The following is a 26,218-nucleotide window of genomic DNA, read 5'->3' as shown; positions in this document are numbered from 1 at the left end:
AGTTTCAATAAAATGGTACAGGCATTCTGGACAAAACAAATGAATACTTTTTAGGGAAGCGGGGGTCATTAGGATGAAACCGATATTGTTAGGTATTGCTGCCGCCTTTTTCTTCGGCGTCACATTTATATTGAACCGGTCGATGGACTTGAGCGGGGGAAGCTGGCACTGGAGTGCATCGCTTCGCTTTTTTTACATGGTTCCGTTATTGTGGATCATCGTTTGGATGCGTGGAAACGTAAAGCCAGTTTTTCAGGAACTAAGAGCACGTTTTGGAACATGGTTTTTATGGAGTTCGGTCGGATTCGTTCTTTTTTATGCGCCGATTACTTATGCAGCAGGTTTTGGAGAAGCATGGCTCGTCGCGGCAACTTGGCAGATTACGATTGTAGCTGGATCACTGCTCGTTCCGTTTTTTTATGAAGGGGAAGGAAAGAACAAAGGATCTCGGCAAAAAATTCCGTTTAAAGGTCTTGGCTTTTCTGTTCTCATATTAACAGGCGTTGGGCTTGTTCAAATTCAGGAAGCTGACGGGGTGAACGGAGCGGCTTGGCTGCATGTTGTTCTGCCGGTTCTCATTGCGGCAATCGCATATCCGCTCGGCAACCGAAAGATGATGATCGTTACGAACAAACGGCTTGATGCGTTTCAGCGGGCGTTCGGTATGACCATCGCATCGCTCCCATGGTGGATTGTTTTAGCTGTAGTAGGCTGGTTTCAAGGCGGGGCACCGACAACTGACCAGCTGTGGCAAAGTTTTTTAGTCGCGATCTCATCAGGTGTTATCGCAACAGTGCTGTTTTTTCAGGCTACTGACCTTTGCTCGAACAACCCTGTGAAACTAGCAGGTGTCGAAGCGACGCAATCAGCTGAAATTATTTTCGTACTGGCAGGCGAAATGTGGCTGTTATCGATCGCCACGCCAACAATGCTGTCATTATTTGGAGTTCTCGTTATTATGCTGGGCATGTTTTTACACAGTTATTACGGAAAAACAGAAGTTGTTCAAAAAAAATCTATCAATCTTGCAAAATGATGAATAAAAAAATGTGAGTTGGGAATATTAGTACTACCCCCCCTTTTATATAGTAACTTTTGAACAGCCGTTGCCCGTAGCAGCGGTTGTTTTTTGTGCAGAAAGGCATAGGTGCGTGAAACAGAAGGTGTTCTGCGTGAAAAGGAGACAATCTTGTGTGAAACGAGCTGTGTTTCGCGTGAGAGTGCCCCCATCCTGCGTGAAACGAGCCTACTTCTGCGTGAACGTGTAAGAAATAAAAGAACACGTACCGTGAATGGAAAACCGCAGCCAGTAAACCTTAAACCTAAACAGCACCAAAGCGGAAGATGGATGAACATCCATCTTTCTTTTCTTGATTCAGAGAAATCCGTTAGAATGGGTACATAGATTGTCGGGTAGTTAGCAAGTTTTCCAGCTATTCTTATTGGTGAAAGGAGGTTATTGATGTGGATTCGCTTAAACGTTTGAATGATGCGATTCAGTATTTGGAGGAAAACCTAGAGTATGAGATTGATATGAGGGAAGTAGCCAAACGCGCCTTTTGCTCGGAGTACCATTTTAAGAGGATGTTTTCTTTTCTCGCCGGTGTCCCGTTATCTGAATATGTCCGCCGGCGAAGGCTGTCGCTTGCGGCTTTCGAACTCGTGCATGGTGATGCAAAGATTATTGATGTAGCTATAAAATTTGGGTACAGCTCACCAGATGCTTTTACAAAAGCGTTTCAGCAGCTGCATGGCATTACACCAAGAGAAGCGAAGAAGAACGGTCATTCTTTGAAAGCTTATCCACGCATGACCTTCCAATTATCAATAAAAGGAGGAAGTGAAATGAACTATCGGATCGTTGAAAAAGACGCATTTCACATTGTGGGGATAAAGAAAAGAGTGCCGCTGATCTATGAGGGAGTAAATCCTGAAATTGCAGCTATGTGGCAGAGTTTGAATATGGATATGATCAATGAACTAAAAAATTTATCGAATGTGGAACCAAGAGGGCTGATCAGTGCATCCACTAATTTTTCGGAGAGATTTGCTGAAAACAGTGAGCTTGATCATTATATTGGTGCAGCGACAACGGAAGAATGTCCGGATCATTTAGAAAAACTTGAGGTTGCGGCCTCCACTTGGGCCGTTTTTGAGGCGGTTGGCCCTTTCCCAGAAACGCTTCAGAATGTATGGGGACGCATTTACTCTGAGTGGTTTCCTTCATCGTCTTATGAACAATCGGAAGGACCTGAGATTTTATGGAATGCAGACAAGGACACCACATCTCCAACATTTAAGAGTGAGATATGGATACCGGTCAAAAAGAAATAACTATAAAGAAAGCATCGGCTTAGGAACCGATGCTTTTTGTATTTATTGCTCCACAATCTCCTTCAGCTTGCTTTGCCATTTGTCGTCATCCAAGATAATTTGAAACGAGATCCGGCGGTTTTTTTGTAGGGCATCAGCTGAATTGCCTTCTGCAATCGGCTTATATTCACTGTACCCTGTTGCTGCCAAGTACTGCGCATACTCTCTTTTAGCGAGTTTCGGGTTCGCTTTTCCGAGATAGTCAACGACCGCAACCGCACGCTGAGTGGAGAGCGACCAGTTGTCATAAGGAACAGAGTCGGTGTGGCCTTCTATTAAAATGATGTAGAGATACTGGCTCATGTCTTTTTCCTCGATGATCGCGGCGAGTGCATCAGCTAACGGATCGAGAACTTGCTTTCCTTTTTCAGATATATCCGCACTCCCGGTGTCGAATAAAATGTTTCCTTCAACTGAAATCGTATTGTTCGGTCCGCGAATGATCTTATCTTTTCCGACATTCTCCTCAAGCTGCTTTTGGATGAGGTCAGAAATATGCTTTTTCACCTCTGCCACCTGACCGAGCTCACGCTTGATCTGGGCCTGGTCATAAGCGTTGTAGATGCTCTGCACATAAGCGAGAATGGCGATAAATACCATTACGAGCACCATCATGGCCATCATATCGGTAAAACTCGGCCAAAAAATTTCTTGCGTCTCCTGATCGTCGCTGTTGTAGTACGATTTACGTGCCTTCATACCGGTCACCGTCTCCTAAAATTCTGTTGCGAGATCTCAGGCATGCGTTCATCATCAACGTATTCAGGCTGGCGTGGAATCCTAGTCTCATAGACGACCTGATTCGACTGGTTCATGGCAGCTTGATAGATTCGCTGCATGAGGTGATACATGTCAGAAAGTGTGCGGTTGTTGTCGGTGATGCTGCGATTTAATCCTTGATGAAGATTTTCAAGCGTACGTGCGAGTTCACGCATATCATCATCACGGCTGTGCTGATTTTGCGAATTATTAAGAATGGAAGCGAGCTGACGGCTCTGGCTGTCCATAATGTTACGGACTTGATCGGTAAAATCACGCTTAATATGTTCGACCGCAGAAAAAAAGCTTTTTTCGAGCTGCCCGACACTTGACGCGAAGTCGGCTGACGCTCTTCCGTATTCACCTTGTTTTTCAGCATAACGGTAATGCCATTCATCCTGCTTTTGAGCGAGGCGGTTTTCTAAGGCATCATGCTGGTTTTGGTAGTGCTGAAGCTGTTCCTGCATGCCGCGAAGCACTGCCTGAGCATGTTCTTCGGATCGGCGTTGAGCTTCCTGCAGCATTTTATCGGAACGCTGGATAAGCTGTTCAAACTTTTGCTGACCTTGCGTATGTCGCTCGTTGCTTGTTTTAAGCTGCTGCTCGAACGAAGATATATTTTTGGCGAGCGCGTTAATGCTTGTATCGACTGTCTTTTGGATCGTGCCAAGCTCTTTTGTTGTTTCGTTAAAACGCTGGCCGAACTCATCGAGCTGGGTGGTGGAAGCGGCGAAACGTTCAGAATGCTGACGCTGCGCTTCGAAAATGCCGTTCACGTCTTCCATCGCTTTTTGCAGACCAGCTGTAAAATTAACCATCTGTGAAGCGAATTCTCCAAGTGTTTTATCAAAAGAAGACTCAACTCTGGCAGCCAGGCGGTCGAGCAGCCGTTCAACAGAATCCTGAGGCTTGTCGTTAATTAGCACACTGTTCACATGATGATCGAGATAGACCTCACAATCCGCTAAAAGCTTGTTTTGCATGTAGGAGAGGGAAGTTCCTTGTGAAAAAAATCCTGACTGAATCAGGTTGAGGAAAAGCGCAGCCCCAATCCCGGCGATACTAGTAAAAAAGGCAACACTCATGCCTTCAAACGGTGCGGTAAGTGATGAGATGATCGAGTTCAAAGTAAGATTCGAATCGGCTGGCTGTGTGCCAAGCGTCATTAATGTGTCTTGCATGGATAAAAGAGAAAGCGTAAGCCCGATGAAAGTTCCGAGAACACCAAGAATGATGGTGAAAGACGGAAGCTGATTTAGGAGCTTTTGGATGTTTCCGACAGGAACACGGAAAATGCCGAGCACAGGAATGCGTTCGTTATATAAATGTTTTTCAATAAGCGCTTGTGTGTTGAGCTGCGGTACACCGGCGAGATGGAACTGCTTGTAATCTGTTGTGACACGCTGAATCCAATGTGAGTAAGCCTGCTGCTCTGAATTCGTTTCAAGCTGCTGCAGTTCTTTGTTCCATTTACGGAAATGATAGGCAGTCTGTGTATATCCAACGATACCGAGAAACATAAGAAACCCAATGACCCCGACGACGATTAACGTAAGCTGATCCATAATGCCACCCCTTAGATGTCTTGTCTTCTTTACTGATAGATATGTCCTAGTTGCGGGAAATATTTAGGGAAATGGGGTCTGACCCCAAACAAATACAAAAACCCCGGAATTGTCCATCTCGAATGGACAATTCCGGGGTTTTCTTGATCGATGTTTTTATTTCTTTAAGCTACGACTTCATCTCTGCTCTGTTTTTTAACTAATTCATTATAAAATGCGGCATTTGATGCACTTAGGTAAGGAGATAGCCAGATAAAGCCGATCCCTAGCGTGATTAAGCTCAGGAAAATCCACCCGATAAAACTCAGCTGCAGGAGGAAGTACTTCCACTTATAACCGTGCATCAGCTTGCGGCTTCTTGTTATAGCGGCGTTAATCCCGATATCAGGGTTATCTTTTAACACAAAATACGTTTGTGAATAAGCAAAAGCTTTAATGACACCTGGAATTATTAAAAGAAGAAACCAAAAGAACAAATAAACCATCATAACGAGGTATGTTCCAAGGATTTTCAAGTACATGCTGATCTCTGAGAATGCTTGAAGGAGACCAGTTAACTTAATTTGTTCTCCTGCGCGAATGACGGATAAGAATGTCCATAAATATCCGATATATAAAGGCAGCAGTACTAATGTGATGACAAAAGTACTTGCGGCTGCACCATTAGTAACTTTAGTCTGATCAATCCAAGCTTCAAAGCCTCCGCTAAGATTTATTTCAATAATCAATGGAAATACGTAATAAATAGCACCAAAAAGCAGAGTAAATAACGCTGCTCGACCCCATTGTCCTTTTAACTTCTGTTTAGCTTCTTTCTTGAACGCTTTAATTTTCATTCCTCTTCACCTTTCCTTAACTCTCAGTTGATTATACTACTATATTATGGTGAAAAGTAGGAATTTATGGGTACATAAAAAGACTATAATTTTATTTAATGCCAGATTATAAGTAAAATAGAATTAGCTATTAAATAGACTGGAGGGGAAGCAAATGAAACATCTTGGACAAGAATGTCAACCTGTTCTTCTTTTTGACGGTGTCTGCAACCTCTGTAATTCTAGTGTACAATTCATATTAAAACACGAGAAGAACCAAAATCTAAAGTTCGCTGCCATCCAGTCTGAAGCAGGAGAGAAGCTGCTGACTCACTTTAGACTTGATCCAAACCAGACAAACTCCGTAATCCTGATTTCCGATAATCACGTATATACTGCATCTGACGCAGTGCTGGAATTATCGTATTATCTAAAGTTCCCATATAGCTCAGGAAAGATATTGATGGTAGTACCAAAGACCATTCGTGATTTCTTTTATAAAAAGGTAGCCCATAACCGGTACAAATGGTTTGGGAAGCGGGAAAGCTGTATGATACCGACACCACAGCTAAGAAAAAGGTTTTTAGAATAGTTTTTAATGACAAATTTCATAAAAAAACATACCTCTTAATAGGATAGAAGAAAAACCTAAAAGGGGTTTTTGTTATGGGGCAAAAAATCTTGTTCTTTGGGGATGTTGGAATAGATGACACCATAGCTTTGACTTACGGTTATTTAAATGAAGAAATCGATATAGTTGGCGTCGTTTCTGACTATGGAAATGTTTCTAGAGAGAAGACGATTGCTAATGTACATTATATTGCAAAAATGTTCAACTTTCCTGAAGAAGTAAAAATCATTGGTGGGGCTGAAGTTCCAATGACAGGTGAGCAGCCCACATTCTATCCTGAAGTACATGGAGAGTACGGATTAGGTCCTATCGAACCAGGAACATACGAAGGGGTTATTGAAAACTTTTTTGAGATTGTAAATTTAATCAATCAATATGAAAATGAACTGATAATCGTTAACGTTGGCAGACTTACCTCTCTTGCCACGATGTTTATTTTATTCCAATCCTTGATGAAAAAAGTGAAAGCTTACTATATTATGGGCGGGGCGTTCTGGGTACCGGGCAACGTTACTGCAGTTTCTGAAGCTAATTTTCATGGAGATCCTATCGCGGTAAGAATCGTTCTGACCTATGCTGAAAATGTAACCATAATCCCGTTGAATGTGACAGACCGCGCCTTAGTAACACCGGAAATGGTGAACTACATTGACTACAAAGGAAAAGCTCCTCTTATAAAACCGCTGCTGGATTTCTATTATAAGTTCTATAAAAATAACAACCCCAGCATTCAGGGAAGTCCGGTCCATGATGCGATAACACTGATGGCGAGTATACGCGAAAATATGTTTAGCTACAAAACGCTGCCGGTACATATTGTACTAAGAGATGAAATGATTGCAAGAGGGCAAAGTATTGCAGATATCAGGCCGTATATTCAGTTTGGCGAACAGGAGAAAAAGCACAGAATTGCGTTTGACTTTGACTATAATTACTTTTTCAATGACTTTATGAGTGTGATGACCGGTGAGGAATTTAAATAAGTGCTTAATATGTAATTTGTTTTAACTCAATTCTTTTGTTTTGAAAGAACACTTCTATATGCTCTGGAAATGATTGAGCTTGAAACTCTAGTAATAAGGTGTCCTTTACTTCAGAGTCATGAAGAGCATCTTGCTCATTTATATATATACGCATTGTATTGTTATTAACAGAGATTTCAGCAGTTGGAAAGCTGTATAGGTTCCTATTGTCGTTACGGTTAAAATATAAATATACTATTTTAGTAGATTTATTAGTATTCTTTGGTAGAAATAGATAACTCGTATTATTACTCTTCTTCAAATTGTTTATTTGGTGCTGAATATCACTAGATAATTCAGTTAGCTGCTTTTCTTTGGAATCTATTGAGTCAGGTTTCAATATGTAAATTCCTAAAAAAATGATTATAAAAACAGGTAGTATTATTAATAATTTTGTTTTCAAAGGATGATCTCCACTCAGTATTTAAGAATGTTGAATACATACAGAACAATAAAAAACCGGCTTCCTATCAATGCAGACACGGACTCCGGTAAAATTTGTAGATATATTAGTTATATTGTTGTGTTAATTAAGCACATTCTCTAATTTGATCAAGTTTGTTTAGCTTTTCATCAAGAATTTGACTTAACTGAACAAGTAACGGATCAGCAAGACTGTTAACTTTTTTACTTACCTCATACATGGTCGTGCGAATGGCGTCTATCTCTGTAGTTAAGACAAGAGCATTGCTTCGGCTCATGGTCCATTCCCCCTCAAATATAATAACCACTTCTGCTTCTGCACCATAAATATCGGTAAATCTTGTAATAATTATATACCATATTTTGTGTCTAGTCTATTATTTTTTTACACATATAGGGGGACAGACCCCAGACAAATACATTATAGCCGGTTTTGTCTTCGTTAGAAGGACATAACCGGCTTTTCCTTGCTATGACTGACTTTATTTTTAATAGAGTTGTATAAAATGAGGTTAAAGTTCTACTACCGGTGAGGTCCTGCTTTCTACATAATCACGATATTGAGGTTTTGAATACTGAAATTGTTCTAGAATCTTTGAGGTTTCCACGAAAGGACATACCGATTGGGTAACATAGTAACGGTAGCTGCTCCATGGATATTCAAGAGGAAACATGACGAGATCTGCTGCTACCGGATTCATGTGAATGTATCGGCTAGTGTCTAAAAGATAGGAACGATCTTCAATTAACTCTGCACCATATCTGCCTTGAAACACATGACCGGTAAGCTCATATTTTTTGTTGAAATACATTGCGTAAGTTTCGTTTAATTCTTTCATGAAATCTCCGGGTGGGGACTTGCTGCACTGAATTTGAAGATGAGTGTGGTTAGACATGAGGCAATAAGAGAATAAATCTACGGAATACTTTTTTACACAGTGACTTAAAATCTTGAGATAACGATGGAAATCCAAATGGGAATAGAAGAGAGGCTCCCTGCGATTTCCACGGGTAGTCACATGGTAAACAGCATCAGGGTACCAAATGCGCCGGTTTCTAGGAATTGATATCACCTCCTTTCGGGTTGTTCTTATATTTTACTACGAGTACTAGCAAAGTGGGAAATGGGGACTGTCCCCAAACAATTTATTTCCCTTAATGTTTTCGAGTAAAACACCTAAGAGAAAAGGAAAATACAAACGGTACCATTCTGTTTTAATATTAGAATGTTGATTTTCCCTTCACATTTTGTCGAGTGCTGTATTTTCTCCGCAGATTCTATCAAATTTCCCCGGAAATACTCATATGAATTCCCATCAATTTAGTCATAAAAGCGAGTACAAGTGTGCTGAAAGTGAACTCGTTATTGAAACTGAACAAGGAATCTAAATAACCTTATAGAAGTGTTTAATTAGTCGAAAGAACTCGACAAGAGTTTGTGAATTTGCCATAGTAATGAAGGAGCTTTTATTCATTTTTATGGTAAGTCCAGGAGGTTGAACAATGAAAAAAGGGAACGACTGGCGATACCGGATCTCTAATAAAGAAGCGATTATGGGTACGGTGCTTGCAATTCTGAATTTTGTTTGGTGGTATGCTTTTGCGTATGGACTAGGCGGCCGGCCGGTTAAGGAGTATACATACATACTAGGTTTTCCTGCATGGTTTTTTTATAGCTGTATCCTAGGATTTATCGTTTTTACAATTTTAGTTTTTATAATGGTGAAGTTTTTCTTTAAAGAAGTTCCATTTGACTCAGATGATAATGAAGGGGAGGGTGACTCTCGATGAACTGGGATGTGATTCTTCCTTTAGCTTTCTTTTTAGTACTTGTTTTTATAGTTGGTGTTTATACATCAAGGCACATTAAGAGCGGACCTTCTTTTTTGCAAGACTACTTTTTAGCTGGACGTGAGCTTGGCGGTTTTGTTCTTGCGATGACGATGGTCGCGACATACGGAAGTGCTTCGAGTTTTATTGGAGGTCCTGGTGCTGCTTATCAGCTTGGGCTTGGCTGGGTTCTTCTCGCGATGGCACAGCTTGTAACAGGTTATTTTACACTCGCTGTTTTAGGGAAAAAGTTTGCAATTGTAGCCCGAAAGATCAATGCTGTGACCCTTATTGACTTTCTTAAATCCCGATATGAAAGTAAGTGGGTTGTTATTTTATCAGCATTAAGCATTGTTATCTTCCTGTTTTCAGCCATGGCTGCGCAATGGGTTGGTGGAGGAAGGCTGATTGAATCTTTTACCGGCGTTTCTTACACGACAGCATTATTCATTTTCTCAGCATCTGTTTTAGTATACGTCATAGCGGGTGGATTCAGAGCAGTTGTTATTACAGATGCAATTCAAGGTGTAGTCATGGTGATTGGTACAGTAATCATACTAGCTGGAACTATCGTAGCTGGCGGAGGGATTGAAAATATCATAGGCGAATTGAGAGCGGAAAATCCTAACCTCATTACTCCGTTCGGATCAGATGGATCACTTACTCCATTATTTGTATCGTCATTTTGGATTTTGGTTGGTGTAGGTGTCGTCGGTTTGCCTCAAATATCGGTACGCGCTATGAGCTATCGGAATTCGAAAGCGATGCACCGCGCCATGATCATAGGAACGTTTGTGGTTGGATTTATCATGCTAGGGATGCATTTAGCTGGAGTATTTGGAAGAGTGATTTTACCGGGCATTGAAGTGCCTGATAAAGTTATGCCATTACTTGCACTAGAAGTACTGCCCGGTTGGTTAGCGGGTATCGTCCTTGCTGCACCACTTGCTGCGGTTATGTCTACCGTTGACTCCGTACTTTTACTAGTAAGTTCAGCAATCATCAAGGATGTTTATATCAATTACATAAAACCTGATGCTGAAGAGCGTTTGGTAAAACGATTAAGCTTTGGTATTACAGCAGTAGTCGGATTGAGTGTATTTGCGATGGCGATTAATCCGCCTGATCTGTTGATCTGGTTGAATCTTTTTGCATTTGGCGGTTTAGAAGCAGCTTTTATCTGGCCAATCATCATGGGGTTATATTGGAAGAGAGGGAATGCAAACGGAGCACTCGCTTCTATTGTTGTAGGAGTAGGTTCATATATGTGGCTGCATCTCAACTATCCGAATCTTTGGGGGATGCACACCGTAGTCATGCCGATCGTACTTTCTTTCTTTGCATACATTGTGGGGAGTTTCACAAAGGGGGACAGACCCCAGACAAATACATTTTAGGCGATATTGTCCACTTCAGATGGACGATATCGCTTTTCTTTTTTAATATACGTTTTCACTAAAATTTGTAATGTATGTAAAAATTAATAAATACCTATTTACAGTAATATCCTTTGGTGGTAATTTAATATCAGAATATAATTAAATAAGTGTGGAGCATTGAAGGTCATTCTGTATGTGGGCGCTTGGAGTGACTAGAGCTAGTAGCGCAACCGACCGCTTCTTTTATTCGTTCTACTAGATAAAGGAAGGGGTATTTTTTATGGAAATCTCAAGAAAAGAAAAGTTTGGTGCAAAGAAGAAGGCAACTAAGAAATGGCCGAAGGTGGTTTTGGCAACAACGTTTGCAATGAGTATCGGAACAACTTCGGTATTCGCTGCAAAGCCAGAGCTTGCGGATGCTTTATACACGAAGATTCTTGAATACACGTTTAAAACAGAGATTGATAGTGAGCTTAATAAAGAGAAAGATTCACTATTAAAAAATGTAAGTGCAACGATTAGTGGGATTATTAATAGTACTAACAAAGAGCTAGAAGACAAAAAAGACAAGATTGTTAATGACAAAAAAGCAGAACTTCAACAGCATTACACTGATGAGATTACTAATATTACGGCTAGAAAAAACGAAGCTGTAGAAAAAAAGACAGCTGAAATGGAACTAGACGCAACTAAAACAACAGGTGCGATCAAAACTGATATCACAAATGAAATTGAACAAGAAATTAAAAAAGCCGATATTAATAAAAAATAGTTTTAAAAAGAGCGGAAACTCAAAACTCCGCTCTTTTTCTTTTTCCTTTATACTAGAAATTAGAAACTGACAAACGGAGCCGAATCTATGAAAAAAATTTTTCTATCACTTAGCATTATTTTCTTTGTATATGCCGTTGCGATGCTCGTTCAGACTACCAACATGGACATGGGTCTCGCGGTTTTCTTCTTATTGGGTGCTATGTTTTTTGTCCTTTTTTACAAATATGAACCGGCAATCTATCTTTTTAAAAAGTACAAGAAGACGACTCTAACAACTGTACTAACTCTTTTGCTCTTTGCAGCAACCTTAGAAACTCTTATTCTTGCATCAGCAAACACGGATCCACAGAAGGTTTCTGGAAAAATCGATACCATCCTTGTACTTGGAGGCGGCACGAAGAACAATCGTCCAGGCGCTGTGTTAAAAGGAAGGCTTGATCAAGCTTTAGCATACGCGGAGAACCATCCTGACGTTGCTTTTATCGTAAGCGGCGGTCTTGGGTTCGGTAAAACGACGAGTGAAGGCACCATTATGAAAAATTACTTAATAGAGAACGGAATCCAGCCGGAACGTATAACAATTGAAGAAAAAGCGACGAGTACATACGAAAATCTTTTATATACGAAAGAGATGATACAGCCTGACGATCAAGTGCTGATCGTGACAAGTGATTTTCATCTTTTTCGGACAAAGATGATCGCCAAGCGTGTCGGGATTGAAGCGGAAGGGCTCGGGTCACCGCTTAGGATTTCATCCGTTCCCCAAGCTCATGTGAGAGAATATATGGCGATCATCAAAAGCTACTTCACGGACCGGTAAAAGGAAGTGACTCTTATGAAGACAAATAAGTACCATTGCTGCGCTACATGCGTGAATTTCAAACCTCAGAAAACAGAGCAAGGTATGTACTACTTTTGCTCACGTCTTGGTTATGAAACCAAACCGGATTATAAGTTTAATTGCTGGGAGCCGAAACCACATATTATTAATCTTATGAAAAAGGATGAAGACGTTTAGTTCGTTATAGCGATCTAAGCGTTTTTTAATGAAATTCTGCAGGCTTGCCTTGAAAAAGCTTACAATGTTACATTGTGTAAGGATTTATGTAACGGAATTACTGGAAATACTGTTGATAGATGAAAGAAAGGATTTTTTATAATGAACCTTCAAATCCCGATTGAGATAAAAGAAAAGCTGCAGAATGAGGCGGCTCAAAGAATAGAAAAATTACCGAATGTATATAAAGAATTAATCGGAAAGCCAGGATACACTGCCCCTGACGCTTCGCTCGTGGAAGACGCGGTTATCGCACTTGCATTAGGTAAAAATGTATTGCTGAAAGGGCCGACAGGATCAGGTAAAACAAAGCTTGCAGAATTGCTATCGAATTTATTCGGACAGCCGCTGCACCAGGTAAATGCTTCTGTTGATCTCGATGCTGAAGCCCTTCTTGGCCATAAAACGTTAAGCTACAAAGACGGCAAACAAGAGATTGAGTTCATCCCTGGCCCTGTAACAAAAGCTGCGAACAACGGTCACTTTTTGTACATCGATGAAATCAACATTGCAAAGCCTGAAACACTGCCGATTCTAAACGGTATGCTGGACTACCGCCGTACAATCGCAAATCCGTTTACTGGTGAAGTGGTAAAAGCTGAACCTGGTTTCAATGTGATCGCTGCTATTAACGAAGGATATATCGGAACGGTGCCGTTAAATGAAGCGCTGAAAAATCGTTTCGTTGTAATCGAGGTGCCTTATATCCAAGGAGATACATTGAAAGAAATGCTGAAGAGCCAGTCTCAGCAAAAAGACGAAGAGGTGCTTGAGAAGTTTGTACAGCTTTCGTCAGACCTGATCGGTCAGGCGAAAGCTGGCCATCTGTCTGAGGACGCTGCATCCATCCGCGCATTGCTTGATGCTGCCGACCTCTCTGTCTACTTGCCGGCGAAACGCGCCATCCAGCGTGCCATCGCTGACAAGCTTGAAGACGCCCGCGAACGCGTCCTCGTTTCCAATGTGGCTGCGACGCTGTTTGTGTAAGCTGGGAAATGGGGTCAGACCCCCTACAATTTATTTCCCACGATGATTTTGGAGGTTTCGCCTAGATGAAATTCCTAGTTTTTGCGGATACAAAGATCGATTCTTTTGTTCATATGCAACTGATAGACCTTGCACGTTCCCTTTCAAAGGTGGAAAAGATGGACGTTTCTTTCTCATACCATTCTAACCTTGAGAGAAAGAAGGGCATCACACATGTCAGTCAGTTTTGGAACCCATACCCGCGGGAGATTCAGCTTGAAGGCTGGAAATCCGACGTTTATTTGCGCAGCTATGGCACACAGTTTCATTCTGATGATATCGTGATCTGGGACACGCTCGATGAACTGAAATCACATCCGCACCGTGAGTTCTTAAAACAGATTCTGCTCTTTGCCGAAGACTTCCGTTTAGAACAGATTTGCATAACGGACCGGCCCGGAATGACTCACGCGTTCAAGCTCCGGAAAGAAACGTTCCAGGTGCATTACAACCGTGAATACCGAAAACATATACAGCAAAAGCGCATTCTTGACGCATTATTTTGCCATGTTATTCTTTTAGCGAATAAACGTTTTGTTGCTGTGCCGCCTGATACACAAGCACTTTATCAAGAACTGCGTCCATTGTTTGCACAACTTACAACTGCTGAGTCAACACAAGATATAGCAGCAATCGTAATTCAAATGGGTGATATCACAAAGCAACACCCAGAATTAACAGACATGAAAACGGCATACCGCAGTTTTAGTGATAAACCGAAAATATCGGATATAGAAAATGAGAGCGAAACGTTCGACGACCTAACCCGCAACACGGAAACCAAAACGAAAAAAACGATCAAAAAAGACGACGATAAGGAAGAGAAAAAAGATGAGCAGGAGAAAGAAGAGTATTCCTCCTGGCATGATGAAACGTCTGACCCGCAGGATTCATTTTTACAAATGGACCTTGATCAAGGGACAAATACGGATCTTTTAGGAGAAGCGGCAAGGGAAGCGGATAGTGGTGACGCTGTATTTGGCTCTGTTCAAACGAGCGCTCAAACGACAGATAATAACGACTTCAACAGTCAAAACGAACACGAAGCAGAAACCGACAGCAACCAGACCGGCTCTGATTCTGCGAATCACTACCGATATGGAGAAGTAAACAAAAACGTTACAGAGTATACCCTGCCTGCTAAACCGGCAACACCTGAAGAATTCGCAAAATACCAGCTCTTTGAACAAGAAATCTCACCATTCGTCACACAGCTCAAACAGAATTTCCTAAAAACAATGGAGCATAAACGAACAGCACCAAGGGAAGATCTGCACTTTGGACGACTAGGAAAGAAGCTTACAAGACTTGCAACAGACAAAAACCCGAGAATTTTTAGAAAAAAACAAGAGTCGCAGCATGAACTGGATACGACTTTCACGCTTCTTGTCGACTGTTCAGCATCGATGTTCAACAAGATGGAAGAGACGCAAAAAGGGATCGTTCTTTTTCATGAAACGTTAAAAGCTCTCAGAATTCCACATTCAGTCGTAGGTTTCTGGGAAGATGCAGCTGAAGCGACAACAGACGATCAGCCGAACTATTTTCATGAGGTAATCTCATATAGAAATTCGCTTCATCAGCCAGGGGCATCCATCATGCAGCTCGAGCCTCAGGAAGACAACCGTGACGGATACTCAATCCGCCGGATGGGTGAAGAACTCGCAAAACGCCCGGAGCAGCAAAAAATCCTGCTCGTTTTCTCTGACGGTGAACCAGCAGCTTTTGATTACGAATCCCACGGAGTTCTCGATACGCACGAAGCCGTTACCCGTACACGAAAGCTTGGAATCGAAACAATCGGCATGTTCATCGCGAATGGTGAAATTTCGGAGGAAGAAGAGAAGCTCATGCAGAATATCTACGGTCCGCAAAACGTTGTCGTGCCAAGTGCTGCTGAACTCGTCGACTACCTCATGCCGGTTCTCAGAAAACTTCTTTTCAAATCTATATAAACGTGAAAACGCCCGGTGGTCATCAAGACCAAGGGCGTTTCCTTTATGTAAATATCAATATTCCAAAAGCTTTAACCAAGCAAAAACGACTCCCAAAAATCCTGCATAACTAAAGATTTTGACTGACCACTCTGGTAAGGCTGTTCGAAGCAGGCCTGAAAAAATTCCGACTACAATAAAAGCTGCAAGCAAGATATAGATCGAATAAATATCAAACGGAATTCGAAAAGAAAGCCACTGTTCCATCGCCAAACCTCCCCCTATTCACTTTTATATCGGTCAAAATGCCTATACTTCAAGAAACAATGACGAAAAAACGAAATTATTTTGCTATTAAAAACAGGTATGAAAACTAAATAGGCTATAGCACCGCAACTGGGTAATACGCATATTATATAAAAACCAGTAATGAAGGAGTGAGTGCCTTGAACCAACGTGTTGTTGACGTCATATTAGAAGCTGCAGAAGAAGATTATTTAGCAGGCGTAAAAGACGCAGATACTTTTGCCGCTGAACTCGCATTGTTCGGCTCCACACTGGTTACAGCAGGTGACTTTCTTTCAACGATAAGTGCCGCGATCACACTCAGACAAATTTATATCAACAAAATTCAAAACCAAAAAGAGCAGCAGGAACAAGAAGATCAAATGAAAGACATTCAAGACCAGCTAACTGCACTAAAAAAAGAAATCAAAGCGCTTCGGGGGAAGTGACGAACAGCCTCCGGAGCGTCTTTTTAGTTTTTACATAATTTTCATCTCTTCAAATCAAAATTCGACACATTCTCCGCCGAGTCCTTCTACATATAACGACTATTTTTTCATATAAAAAGTCCTCTTTTAATAAAGAGGACTAATCCAAAAATCTATAGAATCAAGTAAACTCTCTCGAAATACCAAGAACCAATAAAACTACACCAAATATAGCAGTACTGATTAAAAAGAAATACACAATCTTTTCTTCTGCTTCTTTTTCAGTTTGTTTTTTTTCTGCATCAGTAGACTGAACTTGAGTTCCAACTTCCTTACTCTTCTGCTTTTTCTTTTTTCTAAAGCCAAACATATGAATTCCTCCGCTTTTGCACTTAACCTTTTTATCAGTGTTTCAAAAAGCGGAGAATTTTAAACAAAAAGCCCCCGGAAGCATAGGGGGGGATCCTTCCGGAGGCTGTAAAACATCTATTTATTGCTGAACAGCTTTGGCTGCGTTCACACGTCCGTTCTGGAACAGCGTGCCTGTACCAGTAACAGGATCTGCCGTATCTTCAAGTGCCGCGCGAATTTGTGAAGCGTTCTTGCCTTGGGCAGCCAGAAGTCCTGCTACACCCGCAACAACCGGTGATGCCATGGAAGTTCCAGAGAAACTCTCATATTGATTATTTGGTATCGTAGAATAAATATCTACACCAGGTGCTGCAATATCAACCCAAGTACCAAAGTTCGAGAAGGAAGCTTTCTGATCGTTTTGATCAGTAGCAGCTACCGCGATCGCATTCGAGTAATAAGCCGGGTAGCTTGGTAGAGCAACGCCAGAGTTACCTGCAGCTGCAACAACTACTGAACCTTTATTCCAAGCATAGTTAACCGCATCCTGAAGCGTCTGTGATCCGATTGAACCGCCAAGACTTAAATTGATAACTTGAGCACCTTGGTCTGCGGCATATCGGATACCTTGAGCAACATCGTCCAGTGATCCGCTGCCTTCCGCATCCAATACACGAACCGCTAGGATAGAAGCTTTAGGAGCAAGGCCTGCGATTCCAACACCGTTATTCGTGTTAGCCGCAGCGATACCAGCGACGTGTGTACCGTGCTCGTTTTCGTCGATCGGATCGTTATCGTCATCAACAAAATCTGCACCTTTGATTACTTTTCCTGATAAATCAGGGTGATTATAATCAACGCCAGTGTCGATAACCGCGATTTTAACGCTGGATGCACTTTGCGTAGTGTCCCAAGCTTGTTCAGCACTTACTTTTTGAGGAGCGTATTGTTTCGTTTTATAATCAGGATCATTTGGAACATAGCTCGCGTGTAAAGTAGTATTCGGCTCTGCGTACTCTACAGAATCAAGACTTTCAAACTTCTTAACAGCATCTGCTACATTGCCGCTCACCTTTACAACCGTAAAATCTTCAGTTGAATCGACAACCTCACCAAACTTTGAAGCACCATTTTTTGCTGAAGCAGCAGAAACTGAATCTTTATAATGAACGATAATTTCCTGTGGTGCAGCCTGCTGTTTAGCAGCAGATGTAAATGAAGCCTCCTGAACTTCGGGCTCAGCAGCCGAAGCCGGGAGAGCTAAAGATATCAATAATGGTAAAGACGCGGCGCCTGCCACGAAACGCTTTAACATAAAATCACTCCTCTGATGTATTTACCAAGCAAGCTTGGCTGGGTTGCTAAAGGGATTCAACAATTTTCTACAAAACCCTTTAACGTTATCTGAAAATAATGATAATTTACCACGTCACAGTAATGAATGAGTCTATGTGACTATGAATAAAGCGTAACATGTAATACTTAACTATTATCTTAAGATAGAGTTACGATAGTAAACATTACATAACACGAATGTAAAAACTATATCTGAATTTTTTTACAAAGCAGAATGATAGGAAAATGAAAGAAGGTATCGTAAATTGAAAACAAGAAGAAATATATATTAAAAGGAGGCTGAAAAATGGCACGACTGCCTGAAGTTAATGTAGAAGGTACACCTTTTAATAAAGCACTTGCTAATGCTCCGGAAATTCTTGAAGCATTTCAGCAAATGGACAAGGCGCTCAACAATATCCTTGAACCTGAGCTGATGGAAATGCTTCGTTTGCGTTCCGCATCAAACAACGGCTGCGACTACTGACAAAACATGGACTACGGGACTCTGGATGAGTCTTCAAGGCAAACAGCCATGAAAAAAGGCGAAGCAGAATTGTCCGAACGTCACAAATTGGCACTCGAATTAGCCGATCATATCATGGCATATCACGGACAGCTACCGGATGAAATGTACACCAAACTAACGGAACACTTTACACGTGAAGAGATCATTGCGCTCTTTTTCCAAATTGGAAGCAAGAACGGCGCCAACTGGTTTATTATCGCAATGGGGATTGAAAGTAAATAAACGGTGGGGGAGATGGCTTTTAGAGGGGCCATCTTCTTTTATTTGTTGTGAAACTTCCCTTAATAATGAAACTTCATCTGGAAAAAAACGTATAAAAGAAGAGGAGGTGGATGGATGTTTTACGAAAATCGCCCCAAAATAAAAATCCCAAGAACATTTGTTGAGAATATTTTAGATATAGCCGCTATCATTCTTTTTATTGCGGGTGCCGCAAACTTAATCATGCAGTGGAGTTCGATACCTGGAACGGTTCCGATCCATTTTAACGGAGCAGGAGAGCCGGATGGGTGGGGAAGTAAAGTTAATCTTTGGATTTTACTCGTGATAGGTTCCATGATGTGGGTGCTTCTAACGGTCCTTGAAAAATTTCCTCATGTGTATAACTATCTTTTTTTAACCGAAGAGAATGCGGAAAGACAATATAAAAATGCACGGCTGATGCTTAATGTCATTAAAAATGAGGTCCTGCTTTTCTTTATATATATGAGCTGGGTAAGCGGGGAAATAGCAAATGTGAAAAACACATCCCTAAGTATGTGGGATCTGCCTATATTTATCATTACGATAACCGCATCAATTGCATTTTTTATAGTGAGATCGATTAAACTCAAATAAAAACACTTGGGATTTTGAAGGATTCCCAAGTGTTTTTGCTGTTTATTGGTCTTGATGATTACGAGCTCGTGCCTCATCAGGACTTTCCATTTTTGCTGCACCTGAATACTTCAAGCTTTGATCTCGGTCTGACTCAACGCGGCCTGACTCTCTAAGCTTTTTCTCCTGTCTGTCTTTTCCCATTTTAATACCCTCCTTCTTGCATGATTTCCATCTAGTATGCGGAGAAATAGACGTTTTTATGTAGAAACAGTTTCATTCGAATGAACAAGATTTTGCAAGTAATCTTAGCATAGTCATTATTTACCGGCGCATTAGAACGTTTATCATTCATATAAAAGGGAAATCCGTAGTTACAAGAGACTATAATTTTAGAGGAGGAAATAACATGGCACAGAATTTAAATTCTCGAGATATCTATCAGGATGAATTTTACCAAAATGACTTAACACAAAATGATTTATACGAAAACGGACAAAACAGCAAGCTTCTAAAAGGTATAGTAATTGGCGGGCTAGTTGGAGGAGCTTTGGCATTGATTGATTACAATACGAGAACAAAAGTCAAGAATACAGCGGTAGGCTTGAAAGATTCATCAAGCAAAATGATAACAGAGGTCAAACAAAATCCAGGTGAAGTTAAAGATCAAATGATCAGCCAATTCAAAACGGCTTCTAACACACTGAAAGAAGCGATTACGGATGCGCAAAATCTGTATGAGCGTCTGAACAAAGATGTGTTTGGAAACATCAACACATTAAAAGAAATATCGAATGATGTATTCGCCACAACAAAGGAAGCTAGAGGGGACCTTAATAATATTACATCAAAGCTTAAAGATGCCGGGACGGAAATAACGGAAAATCCTTTAGAGACAAGCAAGTCATCGCAAAACGAAAGCTTGAGCAACTACAACACAGGCTTTCCATCGAAAAACGCTAACGATCCTGTTTCCTCAGGATCGAATAAATCGAACAATTATTAAATAATAAGTAAAATAAAAAACAGCCCAATTTATTCACTGGGCTGTTTTCTGTGTATAATATTCAGCTATTCACTACTTGTCTAATATCGTTTAATCGGACTACTTGTTTTGCATCTTCAAAATGTTCTTCGTAGTTTTCTGTTACGGAAAAGTCCACAACAGCGGTGTTGGTTAATAAAGATGTAATTTCTCCTTTTAATCCGTCAAACGTTTCAATGATATCGCCGATTTTAAATTCCATGCCTTTTCCTCCAACTTCATCTTGTTTGTCCTATTTTACCATAATTGTTATAAAATTTCCTTTTATTTATGAAAAACTTCTGTTTGTTAAGCAATTATAGCGAAAACAATTATATATTGCCATTGAAGCGTTTTTAATGTTAACTTAAAATATATATTAGTTAACATAAAAACAACGAGGTGTTTATACATGAAAACAAAAGAGATGACTTATGTAGCATTATTTGCAGCAATCATGATTGTATTAGGGTTCCTACCGCCAATCGTATTACCATTTACGCCAGTGCCGATTACTGCACAAACTCTCGGTGTTATGCTTGCAGGTGTGGTACTTGGTGCCAGACTAGGCGGAATGAGTATGATTGTATTCTTATTAGTGATCGCAGCCGGTGTACCAGGGTTAGCTGGTGGACGAGGCGGTGCAGGAGTTTTTGTAGGACCGAGTGCGGGTTATCTACTTAGCTGGCCATTGTCAGCTTTCCTAATCGGATTATTAATCGAAAAAGCAAGACAGCCACTTCAAGTGTGGAAAGTCTTTTTATACAATTTCGTTGCAGGTATCGTTTTTGTTTACCTTTGCGGTATTCCTGTTGTTGCTTTTGTAATGGACATCAGCCTGGAAACAGCGGCAGTTTCAGGATTAGCATACTTGCCGGGCGATTTAATAAAAGCTGTTATCGCTGCTGTACTTGGTGTTAAAATAAGACAAAGATTATTTAAAAACCAGACCGCTCTTACTCAAAATAGAACGATCAGCCAATAAGATTGCCCTCGGGCAGTCTTTTTCTGTAGGAGGAATTTTTGTGCTTATTTCAGATACAATCAAAAAAAGTGCTCTTCTATATCCCGAAAAAACAGCGGTTCAAATGGGTGAAGAAAGAATTTCCTATCAAGAGTTGAACAAAAACGTTCAAAAGATCGCTGCTTTTTTTATGGAGCAGCCATTTGAAGAATCTCAAGGAAAAGCAGCACTATATCTGCCAAACGGAATTGATTTTCTACAATACTTCTTAGGAGCTATTTCTGCAGGTTGGATTTCCATTCCTCTCGATTTGAAATGGAAAGAAAGCGAACTGAACCAAAGGTTTTCCCAAAGTCAGCCTGATTTGGTTATTACAACAGAAGAATTGCAGAACAAAATTAATCATAAAGGTGCAAAGTTAATTCTGTTATCAGCAATGCATGAATCAACATCAAAAGAAGATTTCACAAGTACCGTGACAGACGAATCTTTGTTTTATATGGGGTTTACTTCAGGTTCAACGGGTATACCTAAATGCTTTGTACGCAACCACCGTTCTTGGGTAAAAAGCTTTGCGTGCAGTAAAGAAGATTTTGGACTAACAGAGAGTGACACAGTACTTGTACCTGGACCACTCGTGCATTCTTTGTTTTTGTATGCAGCCATCAGCACGCTTTATTTGGGCGGAACGGTCAAGCTGCTGCCAAAGTTTTCAGCTGCCCAAACTTTAAAAGAGATTGAGACAGACCAGGTTTCAGCTCTTTATGCTGTCCCTACTATGCTTGCTGCACTTACTAAAGAAATGGATGATCAGCATGACACTCCAAGACTAAAGAAAATTATATCCTCAGGAGCCAAATGGGAACCCGGACTTAAAGATAAGATTAATATTTTATTTCCTAAAACAGAGCTTTTTGAGTTTTACGGTGCGTCTGAATTGAGTTTTGTAAGCTTTATCAATCATCGCGCTGCCATACAAAAGCCTTCATCTGTAGGACGTCCATTTCATAATGTGGAACTTTCCATTCGAAAAGATGGGTACGAAGTTGCAAAAGGTGAAATAGGTACACTTTATGTAAAAAGTGAGATGCTTTTTTCCCATTATCTTAACCGGCCTGATGCGAATAAAGAAGTATGGGACAGTGACGGCTGGTTGACAGTAGGAGACCTGGCCAAGGTAGATGAAGAAGATGATTTGTACATTATTGGACGCAGCAACAATATGATTATCTCAGGAGGACAAAACGTCTATCCTGAAGAAATCGAAAATGTACTCCATTCACTAGATGGTATTGAAGAAGCAGTCGTTTTTGGTGTGACAGATTCTTATTGGGGAGAAAAGGTTACAGCTGCAATCATTGTAAATGAGAATGCAGATCTGGCAGTTCGTGACGTCCAGCGTTTTTGCAGGAAACATCTATCAACATTTAAAGTGCCTAAGCACATCATTATTACTAAAGAATTTCCTTATACGTCCAGCGGAAAAATAGCACGGTCAAAGGTAAAAGAGATTTATAGCCAAGGAGTTTTCAGTTCATGAGAAAAGCTGTTATTATCGATGCCAAACGGACTGTGATCGGAAAAAAGGCTGGTTACTTTAAAGATGTTGGAGCGGAAAAACTAGCGGCTGCTGTCATACAAAATATATTGCAAGAAAATAACGTTCCTCCAGAAATGGTGTCAGATGTAATTTTAGGGAATACAGTTGGTCCTGGCGGCAACCTTGCACGCTTATCTGCTTTAACGGCAGGTTTACCGGAGACCGTTCCGGGTTTTACAGTTGATCGTCAATGCGGTTCTGGACTTGAAGCCGTAAACCTCGCATGTCGTCTCGTCCAAACTGGAGCCGGGGAGATATATTTAGCAGGTGGTACTGAATCTGTGAGTACATCTACGTTTTCAAGAAGAGCTCGTTTTTCTCCCGATTCAATTGGTGATCCTGACATGGGTGTTGGAGCTGAGAACGTGGCTGAAAGATACAGCATAACCCGTGAAATGCAGGATGAATATGCGCTATTAAGCTATAAGCGAACGATTGAATCCATTGAACAAAATCGCTTTAAAAAAGAACTCGTTTCCTATAATGAAGTGCCTACCATCGACGAAGGCATCAAGAGGCTTTCTGTGATCGAAAGAATTATTAAAAGAGCGAAACCTGCATTCAAAGACAACGGAACGGTTACAGCTGCGAATTCGTGCGGTTTGAATGATGGTGCATCTATCGTACTCATCATGAGTGAAGAAAAAGCGAAAGAGCTGCAGCTCGCTCCCAAATTAAAATTTATCGACGCTGTCACTGCAGGTGTCGATCCAAACTTGCCGGGAATCGGTCCAGTTCCAGCTGTAAACACACTTTTACAGCGGATGAACCTTTCTATAAGCGATATTGATGTATTTGAACTGAATGAGGCATTCGCATCCCAAGTTGTCGCGTCCGCTCAAGAACTTGGTATACCGTGGGACAAGCTGAACAAAGGTGGCGGTGCGATTGCATTCGGACATCCTTATGGGGCGTCAGGAGCCATTTTAGTGACTTCACTGCTAAGGGAAATGACGTCACAGGACCGTTTTGGCATAGCCACGTTAGGCATTGGCGGCGGGCTCGGGATCGCGACACTATTTGAAAGGTGTGAGCTATATGAATTTTAAACAGTGGGAAGAGGCAACAACGCTGCCAGTTTCAATTACGGTAACGGAAGAACTCGTTAATGCTTACTATGAAGCGGCTAGCATCTCGAAAAATGCTTCACAGCACGTTCCGCCAGCCCTTCCGATGATTTTTTATCAATATATAAATGTCCCGTGGTTTCAGGAGCAATCATTTATTCACAAAGACCAACTGTTTTATTACAAACATCCTATCTCGATGGGAGATACACTTCAATGTACCGTTTCCTTGATTTCAGTAGTAAAAAGACGTCAATTTCTCGTTTTGCACCAAGAGCTTATTGGCAGAAACGAGCATAAAAACATTGTATTTTCGGCAAAAACAACGCTTCTAAAGGAGGCGGAGTAAAAATGCTTTCTGATTCTATAAAAGCACGTGACACACTCGAGCCTTTACATATAGAAGTAACAGAACAAATGGTAAGAAAATACGGGGAAGTGTCTGGAGACTTCAATCCGATTCATTTTGAAGATAATGCTGCAAAAGAAAAAGGTTTTCCAGCTAAAATCATACATGGGATGCTTTCCATGGCCATCGCATCAAATATCGTGGATCCTTTCTTGGAGGAAGATTATTGGGTAAAATCGTATGAAATGAAATTTAGAGCACCCGTATTCGTTGGGGAGACAGTTACCATCGAAGGAACCATTTCAGCTATAGAAAAAGAGTCAGTGACAATCGATATACGAGTCTCAAGTCCAACTTATCCACAAGTAGCAAAAAGTGAAATCGTGCTTCATGTGTATAAATAGCTATACTTATCCACATAATCAACATTATCCACAACCTAAAAAACCGTCCTCTAACCAATTGGCTAGAAGACGGTTTTTTTTACGGTCGCTGAAGTCACTTATTTTATGAATTAACCTAGGTCGATGTCACTCACTTCACGGTCAACGATACGCGCACCTTTTTTACTCGTATAGCTTCCGCCTGATGAAGTGAAGATGTTTTGGGCGATTACCGTGTCCATAGCAGCGTTAACAGCTGCGGGATCAACCGGCTCAATTGGTGCGTCCAAACGGACTGTCACCGTTTTGTTCTCCTGGTTAAGAAACTGCAATTCAAGTACTTTGGCCATTGAAATCCCTCCTTTCCTCTATATTTTCCTCACACATCAGTCATTACTGCTGAATCGCGAAGGAATCGTTACGTCTGATACCGACTAGCGGATAAATCTGAAGTCCTGCAAGTGCAGTCGCAACGGCTTCGAGCTGGTCTGGAGTCGATGTTGTTTTTACATGTGCGAAGTTTTTGTACTTCATCACCGGTTTGTTGTCTGCGTCTAAACCTCCATCAAGCTCTAAGCGCATTGCGGAATCGATCAATGCTGCTGTAGCCATGTACCTCACCTCCTTTCACTTCATAAGTTCCAGAGAAGGAAAGGAAAGAGCCATCCATATAAAAATTTTTTGAATCACTATTTATCCACAACTGGAGCTGATTTACTCAAAAATGTGACTGGAATTTTTCGTTTATTGAGAATATCACGCCGAAAATGTGTCGTAATTTGTCAGATGATCTTTATTCTGTGGATAACTCAATAAACGATCTCGTAACAATATTTTTCTTCTGATCACGAACAACTTATTACTCTTTAAAAACGCTGCTTTGCTTCCATTCAAATTCAAATTTTATAGTGAGGGTACCGCGGAAATCCCCGAATGTGCGCACATTCCAAAAGGTTGTATTCCCATGAAAGAAATGTCCTTTGAACAAATCGCTTCTATGTACGATCCGCTTATCAAATCACAGATCAGGCTCTACCACTTAACGTCCCAATTCGACCAATACTATCAAGCTGGCTTACTAGGACTCTGGAAAGCTTACGAAACCTTCGATCCTGAAAAAGGACAGTTCTCCTCGTATGCGTACCTGCTTGTCAGGGGCCGTATCCTTCAAGAGCTGAGAGGAGAGGCGAGACGGCAGGAAGCAGAAGAAATCCAGGATCCTCACGATTCGTTGACGTTCCGTACCCTTTCCCATGAAGACACGATTCCATATTTGGAGGATGAAACAATGAATCTATATTTGATGCACCTGACAGAAAACCAGCAGAGGTGGGTGACGCAGCGAGTTTTTCAGATGAAGAGTGAGGCAGAGATAGCTGAGATGTACGGGGTCACGGTGTATGCTGTGAAATCGTGGAGAAAATCAGCAATCAAGAGGCTTCGGACGGTTTTAATTACCAATTAAATTCAGCCTTTCTTACTACGCAATTTGATGGATA

The 26,218-nt window shown here is 41.0% G+C and carries 35 protein-coding genes and 1 riboswitch; of the genes, 22 read left to right on the top strand and 13 right to left on the bottom strand.

The features are described from left to right. The first annotated feature begins 73 nt into the window (after window positions 1-73). The 3 genes from ACFQ4X_RS14870 to ACFQ4X_RS14860 all read left to right on the top strand — a co-directional run bounded on the left by ACFQ4X_RS14870 (window position 74) and on the right by ACFQ4X_RS14860 (window position 2,334). Window positions 74-1,036, top strand: a complete 963-nt coding sequence (locus tag ACFQ4X_RS14870) for a DMT family transporter (protein WP_379836415.1) — start codon at window positions 74-76, stop codon at window positions 1,034-1,036. Window positions 1,037-1,147: 111 nt separating this feature from the next. Next, a complete protein-coding gene (locus ACFQ4X_RS14865; RefSeq protein ID WP_379836413.1) occupies window positions 1,148-1,405 on the top strand; it encodes a hypothetical protein in 258 nt (85 codons plus the stop codon). Between the two features lie 59 nt (window positions 1,406-1,464). Continuing rightward, window positions 1,465-2,334 (top strand): AraC family transcriptional regulator, encoded by an 870-nt coding sequence (locus tag ACFQ4X_RS14860; RefSeq protein ID WP_379836411.1) that lies wholly within the window; start codon window positions 1,465-1,467, stop codon window positions 2,332-2,334. A 42-nt stretch (window positions 2,335-2,376) separates the two neighbouring features. On the opposite strand, the gene ACFQ4X_RS14855 is transcribed toward ACFQ4X_RS14860, so the two are convergent. From ACFQ4X_RS14855 to ACFQ4X_RS14845, 3 genes are all read right to left on the bottom strand, one after another. Beyond that, window positions 2,377-3,072, bottom strand: a complete 696-nt coding sequence (locus ACFQ4X_RS14855) for an OmpA/MotB family protein (RefSeq protein WP_379836409.1) — start codon at window positions 3,070-3,072, stop codon at window positions 2,377-2,379. A gap of 5 nt (window positions 3,073-3,077) precedes the next feature. Beyond that, window positions 3,078-4,697, bottom strand: a complete 1,620-nt coding sequence (locus tag ACFQ4X_RS14850; protein ID WP_379836407.1) for a hypothetical protein — start codon at window positions 4,695-4,697, stop codon at window positions 3,078-3,080. Window positions 4,698-4,861: 164 nt separating this feature from the next. Beyond that, window positions 4,862-5,533, bottom strand: a complete 672-nt coding sequence (locus tag ACFQ4X_RS14845) for a DUF975 family protein (protein ID WP_379836405.1) — start codon at window positions 5,531-5,533, stop codon at window positions 4,862-4,864. Between the two features lie 154 nt (window positions 5,534-5,687). On the opposite strand from ACFQ4X_RS14845, the gene ACFQ4X_RS14840 reads away from it, so the two are divergent. Together ACFQ4X_RS14840 and ACFQ4X_RS14835 are read left to right on the top strand one after the other, a co-directional pair. Then, the gene (locus ACFQ4X_RS14840; RefSeq protein WP_379836403.1) at window positions 5,688-6,104 is read left to right on the top strand and encodes a thiol-disulfide oxidoreductase DCC family protein; all 417 of its coding nucleotides are present in this window, start codon (window positions 5,688-5,690) and stop codon (window positions 6,102-6,104) included. 74 nt (window positions 6,105-6,178) lie between these two features. Continuing rightward, window positions 6,179-7,126 carry a nucleoside hydrolase gene (locus ACFQ4X_RS14835; RefSeq protein WP_379836401.1) on the top strand — a complete coding sequence of 316 codons (948 nt, stop codon included), beginning with the start codon at window positions 6,179-6,181 and terminating at the stop codon, window positions 7,124-7,126. 4 nt (window positions 7,127-7,130) lie between these two features. On the opposite strand, the gene ACFQ4X_RS14830 is transcribed toward ACFQ4X_RS14835, so the two are convergent. From ACFQ4X_RS14830 to ACFQ4X_RS14820, 3 genes are all read right to left on the bottom strand, one after another. Beyond that, on the bottom strand, window positions 7,131-7,568 hold the full coding sequence (locus ACFQ4X_RS14830) for a hypothetical protein (RefSeq protein ID WP_379836399.1): 438 nt from the start codon (window positions 7,566-7,568) through the stop codon (window positions 7,131-7,133). A gap of 127 nt (window positions 7,569-7,695) precedes the next feature. Continuing rightward, the gene (locus tag ACFQ4X_RS14825) at window positions 7,696-7,866 is read right to left on the bottom strand and encodes an aspartyl-phosphate phosphatase Spo0E family protein (protein ID WP_083207883.1); all 171 of its coding nucleotides are present in this window, start codon (window positions 7,864-7,866) and stop codon (window positions 7,696-7,698) included. Between the two features lie 234 nt (window positions 7,867-8,100). Then, window positions 8,101-8,607 carry a transposase gene (locus ACFQ4X_RS14820; protein WP_379836397.1) on the bottom strand — a complete coding sequence of 169 codons (507 nt, stop codon included), beginning with the start codon at window positions 8,605-8,607 and terminating at the stop codon, window positions 8,101-8,103. Between the two features lie 484 nt (window positions 8,608-9,091). Between ACFQ4X_RS14820 and ACFQ4X_RS14815 the strand changes: the two genes are divergently transcribed. From ACFQ4X_RS14815 to ACFQ4X_RS14790, 6 genes are all read left to right on the top strand, one after another. Further along, entirely contained in the window at window positions 9,092-9,379 is a 288-nt protein-coding gene (locus ACFQ4X_RS14815; protein ID WP_379836395.1) for a YhdT family protein, read from the top strand. Then, window positions 9,376-10,815, top strand: coding sequence for a sodium/pantothenate symporter (gene panF / locus ACFQ4X_RS14810; RefSeq protein WP_379836393.1), 1,440 nt, complete (start codon window positions 9,376-9,378; stop codon window positions 10,813-10,815). The genes ACFQ4X_RS14815 and panF overlap by 4 nt, the downstream gene beginning before the upstream one ends. 144 nt (window positions 10,816-10,959) lie before the next feature. Then, a riboswitch (cyclic di-GMP riboswitch) is annotated at window positions 10,960-11,042 on the top strand. A gap of 35 nt (window positions 11,043-11,077) precedes the next feature. Continuing rightward, window positions 11,078-11,569, top strand: a complete 492-nt coding sequence (locus ACFQ4X_RS14805) for a hypothetical protein (protein WP_379836391.1) — start codon at window positions 11,078-11,080, stop codon at window positions 11,567-11,569. An 87-nt stretch (window positions 11,570-11,656) separates the two neighbouring features. Further along, a complete protein-coding gene (locus tag ACFQ4X_RS14800) occupies window positions 11,657-12,391 on the top strand; it encodes a YdcF family protein (RefSeq protein WP_379836389.1) in 735 nt (244 codons plus the stop codon). 339 nt (window positions 12,392-12,730) lie between these two features. Next, a complete protein-coding gene (locus ACFQ4X_RS14795; protein ID WP_379836387.1) occupies window positions 12,731-13,615 on the top strand; it encodes an ATP-binding protein in 885 nt (294 codons plus the stop codon). 65 nt (window positions 13,616-13,680) lie between these two features. Next, window positions 13,681-15,609, top strand: coding sequence for a nitric oxide reductase activation protein NorD (locus ACFQ4X_RS14790; protein ID WP_379836385.1), 1,929 nt, complete (start codon window positions 13,681-13,683; stop codon window positions 15,607-15,609). 54 nt (window positions 15,610-15,663) lie between these two features. On the opposite strand, the gene ACFQ4X_RS14785 is transcribed toward ACFQ4X_RS14790, so the two are convergent. Further along, a complete protein-coding gene (locus ACFQ4X_RS14785) occupies window positions 15,664-15,855 on the bottom strand; it encodes a hypothetical protein (RefSeq protein ID WP_379836383.1) in 192 nt (63 codons plus the stop codon). Between the two features lie 179 nt (window positions 15,856-16,034). Here ACFQ4X_RS14785 and ACFQ4X_RS14780 point away from each other — a divergent pair, with 179 nt between their 5' ends. Beyond that, window positions 16,035-16,322, top strand: a complete 288-nt coding sequence (locus ACFQ4X_RS14780; protein WP_379836379.1) for a hypothetical protein — start codon at window positions 16,035-16,037, stop codon at window positions 16,320-16,322. Between the two features lie 160 nt (window positions 16,323-16,482). Here the strand turns inward: ACFQ4X_RS14780 and ACFQ4X_RS14775 are convergent, their stop codons facing one another. After that, window positions 16,483-16,671: a DUF3899 domain-containing protein gene (locus ACFQ4X_RS14775; protein WP_379836377.1), complete on the bottom strand. Its 189-nt coding sequence runs from the start codon at window positions 16,669-16,671 to the stop codon at window positions 16,483-16,485. Between the two features lie 120 nt (window positions 16,672-16,791). Further along, complete coding sequence (locus ACFQ4X_RS14770) at window positions 16,792-17,967, bottom strand: S8 family peptidase (protein WP_379836375.1); 1,176 nt, start codon at window positions 17,965-17,967, stop codon at window positions 16,792-16,794. Between the two features lie 327 nt (window positions 17,968-18,294). Here ACFQ4X_RS14770 and ACFQ4X_RS14765 point away from each other — a divergent pair, with 327 nt between their 5' ends. The 3 genes from ACFQ4X_RS14765 (at window position 18,295) to ACFQ4X_RS14755 (ending at window position 19,353) form a co-directional block, all read left to right on the top strand. Beyond that, window positions 18,295-18,474 carry a hypothetical protein gene (locus ACFQ4X_RS14765; RefSeq protein ID WP_379836373.1) on the top strand — a complete coding sequence of 60 codons (180 nt, stop codon included), beginning with the start codon at window positions 18,295-18,297 and terminating at the stop codon, window positions 18,472-18,474. A gap of 69 nt (window positions 18,475-18,543) precedes the next feature. Further along, the gene (locus tag ACFQ4X_RS14760) at window positions 18,544-18,738 is read left to right on the top strand and encodes a hypothetical protein (RefSeq protein ID WP_379836371.1); all 195 of its coding nucleotides are present in this window, start codon (window positions 18,544-18,546) and stop codon (window positions 18,736-18,738) included. Between the two features lie 114 nt (window positions 18,739-18,852). Then, window positions 18,853-19,353, top strand: a complete 501-nt coding sequence (locus tag ACFQ4X_RS14755) for a DUF1648 domain-containing protein (RefSeq protein ID WP_379836369.1) — start codon at window positions 18,853-18,855, stop codon at window positions 19,351-19,353. 42 nt (window positions 19,354-19,395) lie between these two features. Here the strand turns inward: ACFQ4X_RS14755 and ACFQ4X_RS14750 are convergent, their stop codons facing one another. Continuing rightward, window positions 19,396-19,536: a YpzI family protein gene (locus tag ACFQ4X_RS14750; RefSeq protein ID WP_066293612.1), complete on the bottom strand. Its 141-nt coding sequence runs from the start codon at window positions 19,534-19,536 to the stop codon at window positions 19,396-19,398. A 205-nt stretch (window positions 19,537-19,741) separates the two neighbouring features. Here ACFQ4X_RS14750 and ACFQ4X_RS14745 point away from each other — a divergent pair, with 205 nt between their 5' ends. Continuing rightward, on the top strand, window positions 19,742-20,338 hold the full coding sequence (locus ACFQ4X_RS14745; protein ID WP_379836367.1) for a hypothetical protein: 597 nt from the start codon (window positions 19,742-19,744) through the stop codon (window positions 20,336-20,338). Between the two features lie 61 nt (window positions 20,339-20,399). Here the strand turns inward: ACFQ4X_RS14745 and ACFQ4X_RS14740 are convergent, their stop codons facing one another. Then, entirely contained in the window at window positions 20,400-20,579 is a 180-nt protein-coding gene (locus tag ACFQ4X_RS14740) for a DUF2187 domain-containing protein (RefSeq protein ID WP_077360435.1), read from the bottom strand. Window positions 20,580-20,768: 189 nt separating this feature from the next. Here ACFQ4X_RS14740 and ACFQ4X_RS14735 point away from each other — a divergent pair, with 189 nt between their 5' ends. The 5 genes from ACFQ4X_RS14735 to ACFQ4X_RS14715 are packed head-to-tail and all read left to right on the top strand — an operon-like array spanning window position 20,769 to window position 24,740. Continuing rightward, window positions 20,769-21,341 (top strand): biotin transporter BioY, encoded by a 573-nt coding sequence (locus tag ACFQ4X_RS14735; protein WP_379836365.1) that lies wholly within the window; start codon window positions 20,769-20,771, stop codon window positions 21,339-21,341. A gap of 40 nt (window positions 21,342-21,381) precedes the next feature. Beyond that, window positions 21,382-22,860 (top strand): AMP-binding protein, encoded by a 1,479-nt coding sequence (locus ACFQ4X_RS14730; protein WP_379836363.1) that lies wholly within the window; start codon window positions 21,382-21,384, stop codon window positions 22,858-22,860. Continuing rightward, window positions 22,857-23,969, top strand: coding sequence for an acetyl-CoA C-acyltransferase (locus ACFQ4X_RS14725; protein WP_379836361.1), 1,113 nt, complete (start codon window positions 22,857-22,859; stop codon window positions 23,967-23,969). The genes ACFQ4X_RS14730 and ACFQ4X_RS14725 overlap by 4 nt, the downstream gene beginning before the upstream one ends. Then, window positions 23,959-24,336 (top strand): hypothetical protein, encoded by a 378-nt coding sequence (locus ACFQ4X_RS14720; RefSeq protein WP_379836359.1) that lies wholly within the window; start codon window positions 23,959-23,961, stop codon window positions 24,334-24,336. Before ACFQ4X_RS14725 ends, ACFQ4X_RS14720 begins: the two co-directional genes overlap by 11 nt. A gap of 2 nt (window positions 24,337-24,338) precedes the next feature. Beyond that, window positions 24,339-24,740 carry a MaoC family dehydratase gene (locus ACFQ4X_RS14715; protein WP_379836357.1) on the top strand — a complete coding sequence of 134 codons (402 nt, stop codon included), beginning with the start codon at window positions 24,339-24,341 and terminating at the stop codon, window positions 24,738-24,740. 110 nt (window positions 24,741-24,850) lie between these two features. On the opposite strand, the gene ACFQ4X_RS14710 is transcribed toward ACFQ4X_RS14715, so the two are convergent. Next, window positions 24,851-25,069 carry a DUF2922 domain-containing protein gene (locus ACFQ4X_RS14710; RefSeq protein WP_130293295.1) on the bottom strand — a complete coding sequence of 73 codons (219 nt, stop codon included), beginning with the start codon at window positions 25,067-25,069 and terminating at the stop codon, window positions 24,851-24,853. Between the two features lie 43 nt (window positions 25,070-25,112). Further along, the gene (locus ACFQ4X_RS14705; protein ID WP_130293297.1) at window positions 25,113-25,331 is read right to left on the bottom strand and encodes a DUF1659 domain-containing protein; all 219 of its coding nucleotides are present in this window, start codon (window positions 25,329-25,331) and stop codon (window positions 25,113-25,115) included. Between the two features lie 352 nt (window positions 25,332-25,683). On the opposite strand from ACFQ4X_RS14705, the gene ACFQ4X_RS14700 reads away from it, so the two are divergent. Beyond that, on the top strand, window positions 25,684-26,184 hold the full coding sequence (locus ACFQ4X_RS14700) for a sigma-70 family RNA polymerase sigma factor (RefSeq protein ID WP_379836354.1): 501 nt from the start codon (window positions 25,684-25,686) through the stop codon (window positions 26,182-26,184). The last annotated feature ends 34 nt before the right edge of the window (window positions 26,185-26,218 follow it).

The organism is Fictibacillus halophilus (assembly GCF_042680145.1).
In the GTDB taxonomy this organism is placed as follows: Bacteria; Bacillota; Bacilli; order Bacillales; family Fictibacillaceae; genus Fictibacillus; species Fictibacillus halophilus_A.
This window is presented reverse-complemented; position numbering and strand designations above follow the sequence as displayed.

Coding starts and splice junctions, on each gene's coding strand:
- ACFQ4X_RS14870 (WP_379836415.1), top strand. CDS start 74: ATGAAACCGATATTGTTAGGTATTGCTGCCGCCTTTTTCTTCGGCGTC.
- ACFQ4X_RS14855 (WP_379836409.1), bottom strand. CDS start 3,072: ATGAAGGCACGTAAATCGTACTACAACAGCGACGATCAGGAGACGCAA.
- ACFQ4X_RS14850 (WP_379836407.1), bottom strand. CDS start 4,697: ATGGATCAGCTTACGTTAATCGTCGTCGGGGTCATTGGGTTTCTTATG.
- ACFQ4X_RS14845 (WP_379836405.1), bottom strand. CDS start 5,533: ATGAAAATTAAAGCGTTCAAGAAAGAAGCTAAACAGAAGTTAAAAGGA.
- ACFQ4X_RS14840 (WP_379836403.1), top strand. CDS start 5,688: ATGAAACATCTTGGACAAGAATGTCAACCTGTTCTTCTTTTTGACGGT.
- ACFQ4X_RS14835 (WP_379836401.1), top strand. CDS start 6,179: ATGGGGCAAAAAATCTTGTTCTTTGGGGATGTTGGAATAGATGACACC.
- ACFQ4X_RS14825 (WP_083207883.1), bottom strand. CDS start 7,866: ATGAGCCGAAGCAATGCTCTTGTCTTAACTACAGAGATAGACGCCATT.
- ACFQ4X_RS14815 (WP_379836395.1), top strand. CDS start 9,092: ATGAAAAAAGGGAACGACTGGCGATACCGGATCTCTAATAAAGAAGCG.
- panF (WP_379836393.1), top strand. CDS start 9,376: ATGAACTGGGATGTGATTCTTCCTTTAGCTTTCTTTTTAGTACTTGTT.
- ACFQ4X_RS14805 (WP_379836391.1), top strand. CDS start 11,078: ATGGAAATCTCAAGAAAAGAAAAGTTTGGTGCAAAGAAGAAGGCAACT.
- ACFQ4X_RS14800 (WP_379836389.1), top strand. CDS start 11,657: ATGAAAAAAATTTTTCTATCACTTAGCATTATTTTCTTTGTATATGCC.
- ACFQ4X_RS14795 (WP_379836387.1), top strand. CDS start 12,731: ATGAACCTTCAAATCCCGATTGAGATAAAAGAAAAGCTGCAGAATGAG.
- ACFQ4X_RS14790 (WP_379836385.1), top strand. CDS start 13,681: ATGAAATTCCTAGTTTTTGCGGATACAAAGATCGATTCTTTTGTTCAT.
- ACFQ4X_RS14785 (WP_379836383.1), bottom strand. CDS start 15,855: ATGGAACAGTGGCTTTCTTTTCGAATTCCGTTTGATATTTATTCGATC.
- ACFQ4X_RS14775 (WP_379836377.1), bottom strand. CDS start 16,671: ATGTTTGGCTTTAGAAAAAAGAAAAAGCAGAAGAGTAAGGAAGTTGGA.
- ACFQ4X_RS14770 (WP_379836375.1), bottom strand. CDS start 17,967: ATGTTAAAGCGTTTCGTGGCAGGCGCCGCGTCTTTACCATTATTGATA.
- ACFQ4X_RS14765 (WP_379836373.1), top strand. CDS start 18,295: ATGGCACGACTGCCTGAAGTTAATGTAGAAGGTACACCTTTTAATAAA.
- ACFQ4X_RS14755 (WP_379836369.1), top strand. CDS start 18,853: ATGTTTTACGAAAATCGCCCCAAAATAAAAATCCCAAGAACATTTGTT.
- ACFQ4X_RS14750 (WP_066293612.1), bottom strand. CDS start 19,536: ATGGGAAAAGACAGACAGGAGAAAAAGCTTAGAGAGTCAGGCCGCGTT.
- ACFQ4X_RS14745 (WP_379836367.1), top strand. CDS start 19,742: ATGGCACAGAATTTAAATTCTCGAGATATCTATCAGGATGAATTTTAC.
- ACFQ4X_RS14740 (WP_077360435.1), bottom strand. CDS start 20,579: ATGGAATTTAAAATCGGCGATATCATTGAAACGTTTGACGGATTAAAA.
- ACFQ4X_RS14735 (WP_379836365.1), top strand. CDS start 20,769: ATGAAAACAAAAGAGATGACTTATGTAGCATTATTTGCAGCAATCATG.
- ACFQ4X_RS14725 (WP_379836361.1), top strand. CDS start 22,857: ATGAGAAAAGCTGTTATTATCGATGCCAAACGGACTGTGATCGGAAAA.
- ACFQ4X_RS14720 (WP_379836359.1), top strand. CDS start 23,959: ATGAATTTTAAACAGTGGGAAGAGGCAACAACGCTGCCAGTTTCAATT.
- ACFQ4X_RS14715 (WP_379836357.1), top strand. CDS start 24,339: ATGCTTTCTGATTCTATAAAAGCACGTGACACACTCGAGCCTTTACAT.
- ACFQ4X_RS14710 (WP_130293295.1), bottom strand. CDS start 25,069: ATGGCCAAAGTACTTGAATTGCAGTTTCTTAACCAGGAGAACAAAACG.
- ACFQ4X_RS14705 (WP_130293297.1), bottom strand. CDS start 25,331: ATGGCTACAGCAGCATTGATCGATTCCGCAATGCGCTTAGAGCTTGAT.
- ACFQ4X_RS14700 (WP_379836354.1), top strand. CDS start 25,684: ATGAAAGAAATGTCCTTTGAACAAATCGCTTCTATGTACGATCCGCTT.